This is a genomic window from Acidovorax sp. KPB24-07, from assembly GCF_057543315.1.
Map to the genome: position 1 here is coordinate 1 of NZ_BAAJYS010000303.1, position 4,148 is coordinate 4,148.

Annotated in this window: 5 protein-coding genes and 1 pseudogene; 4 read left to right on the forward strand and 2 right to left on the reverse strand. The window is 66.1% G+C overall.

Annotated elements, in window-relative coordinates; all coding sequences use genetic code 11:
• Positions 1-640, forward strand: a 640-nt coding sequence (locus tag AC27IQ_RS19740; protein ID WP_487090497.1) for a M48 family metallopeptidase, incomplete at its 5' end; no start/stop codon positions are given.
• 28 nt (positions 641-668) lie between these two features.
• Here AC27IQ_RS19740 and AC27IQ_RS19745 read toward each other — a convergent pair.
• Entirely contained in the window at positions 669-1,307 is a 639-nt protein-coding gene (locus AC27IQ_RS19745) for an MBL fold metallo-hydrolase (RefSeq protein WP_284430293.1), read from the reverse strand.
• Positions 1,308-1,413: 106 nt separating this feature from the next.
• On the opposite strand from AC27IQ_RS19745, the gene AC27IQ_RS19750 reads away from it, so the two are divergent.
• Positions 1,414-2,259 (forward strand): hypothetical protein, encoded by an 846-nt coding sequence (locus AC27IQ_RS19750; RefSeq protein WP_487090498.1) that lies wholly within the window; start codon positions 1,414-1,416, stop codon positions 2,257-2,259.
• A 90-nt stretch (positions 2,260-2,349) separates the two neighbouring features.
• On the opposite strand, the gene AC27IQ_RS19755 is transcribed toward AC27IQ_RS19750, so the two are convergent.
• Complete coding sequence (locus AC27IQ_RS19755) at positions 2,350-3,165, reverse strand: exodeoxyribonuclease III (protein WP_272565908.1); 816 nt, start codon at positions 3,163-3,165, stop codon at positions 2,350-2,352.
• Between AC27IQ_RS19755 and pyrE the strand changes: the two genes are divergently transcribed.
• Together pyrE and AC27IQ_RS19765 are read left to right on the forward strand one after the other, a co-directional pair.
• Positions 3,164-3,862 carry an orotate phosphoribosyltransferase gene (pyrE, locus tag AC27IQ_RS19760; RefSeq protein ID WP_284407823.1) on the forward strand — a complete coding sequence of 233 codons (699 nt, stop codon included), beginning with the start codon at positions 3,164-3,166 and terminating at the stop codon, positions 3,860-3,862. The genes AC27IQ_RS19755 and pyrE overlap by 2 nt on opposite strands.
• A 5-nt stretch (positions 3,863-3,867) precedes the next feature.
• Positions 3,868-4,148, forward strand: a pseudogene (locus AC27IQ_RS19765) (DUF4124 domain-containing protein); the annotation flags it as partial.

Sequence of the window (4,148 nt, forward strand, 5' to 3'; positions counted from 1 at the left end):
GGCCAAGGCGCAGCGTGCGCTGGCCGGCCCCGACAATGCGCAGCTGCAGCGCCTGCGCGCCATCGCCCAGCGCCTGATCCCCTACACCGCCCAATGGAACGACCGGGCCCGCCAGTGGCAGTGGGAGGTCAACCTGATCGGCAGCAAGCAGATCAACGCCTTCTGCATGCCGGGTGGCAAGATCGCCTTCTACACCGGCATCCTGGACCAGCTCAAGCTCACCGACGACGAGGCCGCGATGATCATGGGCCACGAAATGGCCCACGCGCTGCGCGAACACGCCCGCGCCCGCCTCGCCAAGACCCAGGCCACCAGCGTGGGCCTGTCCCTCGGGGCGCAGCTGCTGGGCCTGGGCGATCTGGGCAACGCGGCGGCCAACCTGGGCACGCAGCTCATCACGTTGAAGTTCAGCCGCGGCGACGAGACCGAAGCCGACCTGGTGGGCCTGGAACTGGCCGCCCGCGCCGGCTACAACCCCGACGCCTCGGTGAGCCTGTGGCGCAAGATGGGCGAGGCCACCAGCGGCCAGGGCGGCATCGCGTTTCTCTCCACCCACCCCAGCGGGCCGGAGCGCATCCGGCAGCTGGAGCAGAACGTGCCGCGGGTGCAGGGGCTGTACCAGGCGGCGCGCCGGGGGTGAGTCGACCGGGGCCGGCGTGGGGCGCGGATCAGGTCCCGCCCACGTAGGGGTTGCTCTTGCGCTCGCGCCCGAAGCTGCTCTCCGGCCCGTGCCCCGGGATGAAAACCGTGCCGTCGCCCATCGGCCACAGGCGCTGCGTGATGCTGTCGATGAGCTGCTGGTGATTGCCCTGGGGAAAGTCGGTGCGGCCGATGCTGCCGGCAAACAGCACGTCGCCCACGAAAGCCCGCTCGATCTGGGGCGCGTGGAACACCACGTGGCCCGGCGTGTGGCCGGGGCAGTGGCGCACCGACAGCGTCTCGTTGCCGATCTGCACCGTGTCGCCATCGTCCAGCCACCGCGTGGGCGTGAAGGCCTCCGCAGGCGGAAAGCCGAACATCGCGCTTTGCTGCGGCAGCCCGTCGATCCAGAACTGGTCCCCGGGATGCGGCCCGACGATGGGCAGCACCCGGGTGCGGGCCAGCTCGCCCGCTCCGCCCGCATGGTCGATGTGGGCGTGGGTGAGCCAGATCTGCTCTAGCTTCAGCTGCCGCCGCTCCGCCTGGGCGAGGATGGCCGGCAGGTCCCCACCGGGATCGATCACCGCGGCCAGAAGGGTTTCGTCGCACCACACCAACGAGCAGTTCTGCTGGAAAGCGGTGACGGGTAATGTGAAATATTGCAACATCGTGTAAGTTAGTATTCAGGCTTCACGGCGATGATTTCGGGTTCGCGCTTCAGCATTCATCGGAGGGCTGGCGCCATTGTCGTCAATGCGAAAGAGAGAGGGAGCGATGTTCAAGAAGCTGGTGGCTGCGGCCTTTGTTTTCGGTGCGGGCGTGGCCCATGCGTTCATCCCCCAGGCGGGGACGTGGGTGGTGACCTCCGAGGTCAACGGCAAGCCCGGCCGCGGCTTCGGCATCGACGTGCAGAACGGCACGCTGGTGATGCAGATGTATGCGTACGAGAACACCGGCAAGTCCACGTTCTACCTGGCCGTGGGCAATGTGGTGGACAACCAGGTCACGGCCGATCTCAAGTCCTATGAAGGCGGCCGTTTCCTGGGCAGCGAAGACCGCTCGGGCACTGAAAAGGGCAACGCGGGCGCGGTCAAGATCCGCTTCGTCGACGGCGTGAGCGGTTTCATCACCTTCCCCGGCGAGAGCGAAAAGGCCATCTCGCGCTTCAACTTCGGTTACGCGGCCGTACCGCAAAGCCTGAAAGGCAGCTGGCTGTTCACGACGTACTCGCCCACGCTGGGCTGGGGCGTTGAGACTCCCACGTTCACAGCCGTGGGCAATGCCACCGGCACCGGTAGCGGGACCATCTCCGCGCCGTCCAGCAACCTGATGTGTGAACACCAGGTCAGCGGCGGTCTGGCGGGCTTCGTGTTTTGCGTCAAGTTCTTTTCCAACTCCAGCACCACGCAGCACACCTATCTCTTCAAGTACAGCGTGAACGAGGGCGAGGGCGACTGGTATCCCAACAACGGCAAGACCGGCTATGGCTTCTACGTCAAGCGCCTGGTGACCGATGACGGCCAAGTCGCAGGGCTGATCCGCAAGGACGAAGAGGCCTTCGTAGCGCCAGAGCAGGCCCAGGCCTTTGCGGCCGAACTGGCCGCAGCCGCTCACCGCTGATCCGGCCCATGCCCGCAACGGGAGACGGCCGCCCGGCAGGGCCGGTTCCCTGCAAGCGGGTGGATGCCCGCCGCACGCTGCGCGCTGCGCTTACAGCACCATGTCGTACCCGATCGTGATCGGCGCATGGTCAGAAAACTTCTCGGTCTTGTAAATATGCTCGGTGCGGGCCAGGGCGGCGATGGCCGGCGTCGCCAAGTGGTAGTCCAGCCGCCATCCGACGTTGTTTGCATACGCTTGCCCCCGGTTGCTCCACCACGTGTAGGCGGTGTCCGTGGCGTCTGGTTGTAACTGACGGTAAACGTCTATCAGCCCGCCGCCTTCATCAGTTATGTGCAACAACTTTGTCATCCACTCGCGCTCCTGCGGAAGGAATCCGCTGTTCTTCTGGTTGCTGCGCCAGTTCTTGAGGTCGATGGCCTGATGGGCGATGTTGATGTCGCCGCAGAGGATGAACTCGCGCTCGCCCTTGGTGCGCATGAGGTGGGGATGGAACTCGTCGAGGAAGCGGAACTTGGCCAGCTGGCGCTCTTCGCCCGAGGAGCCGCTCGGAAAGTACGCGCTGATGATCGACAGCTTGCGTGCGGGCGTGTCGAAGCGGGCTTCCACGTAGCGGCCCTCGGCATCGAACTCCTGCGAGCCGTAGCCGATGCGCACGTCGCTCGGCTCGTGGCGCGAGTAGATGCCCACGCCCGAGTAGCCTTTCTTGGCCGCGAAGTGAAAGTGCCCTTTCAGGCCCGCCAAGTGCTCGAAGCGGCCCAGCATGTCGGCCGATTGCGCCTTGATCTCCTGCACGCAAATACAATCCGGCCGCGTTGCGGCGATCCATGCCTCCACCCCCTTGGATGCGGCGGAGCGGATGCCGTTGAGGTTGAGGCTCGTTAATTTGAAAAGGGGTGAATCCATGGTGACAGACAAGGCGCAATCGGTGGAACAGGACCGCCTGGCGCAGGACTTCGTGCAATTCGCCGTGGAAGCGGGGGTGCTGCGCTTCGGCGAATTCAAGACCAAGGCAGGCCGCTTGAGCCCGTATTTCTTCAACGCCGGGCTGTTCGATGACGGCGCCAAGATGGGCAGGCTGGCCGAATTCTATGCAAAAGCCCTGCTGGCGAGCGGCATCGAGTTCGACATGGTGTTCGGTCCCGCGTACAAAGGCATTCCGCTCGCGGCCACGGTGGCCGTCGAACTGGCACGGCACGGACGCAACGTGCCCTTTGCCTACAACCGCAAGGAAGCCAAGGACCACGGCGAAGGCGGCACGCTGGTGGGTGCCCCGTTGCGCGGCCGCGTGCTGATCGTGGACGACGTGATGTCCGCCGGCACGGCGGCGCGCGAGTCGATCGCGCTGATCCGCGCTGCGGGTGCCCAGCCCCATGCCATGGCCATCGCCCTCGACCGGCAGGAGAAAGCGACCGAGAACGGCCAGGACGTGGAGCACAGCGCCGTGCAGTACGTGCGCGACCATCTGGGCATGCAGGTATGCACCATCGCCAAGCTGGCAGATTTATTGCAGTATTTGGCCCAGAGTGGGGAGCCGGGTGTGCACACCCACCATGAACACGTGCTGGCATACCGCCAGCGCTACGGCGTGCAAGGGGGGTAGTTCGTTTGAGCAAGACGGCCTGGAGATTCGGCTGGTGGGTGATCGCCCTCTCGGGCCTGGCGGGCACGCCGGCCGGGGCGCAGCCTAGCGGTTCTCCGACCGCCGGCATCTACACCTGCGTGAATGCCCAGGGCCGTCGCCTCACGGCGGACCGGCCCATCGCCGAGTGCGTGGACCGGGAGCAGCGGGTGCTGGGCCCATCGGGCACCGAGCGCCAGCGCCTGGGCCCCACCCTCACCGACCAGGAGCGCGCCGCCCTGGAGGCCCAGCGCCGCAAGGAGGCCGA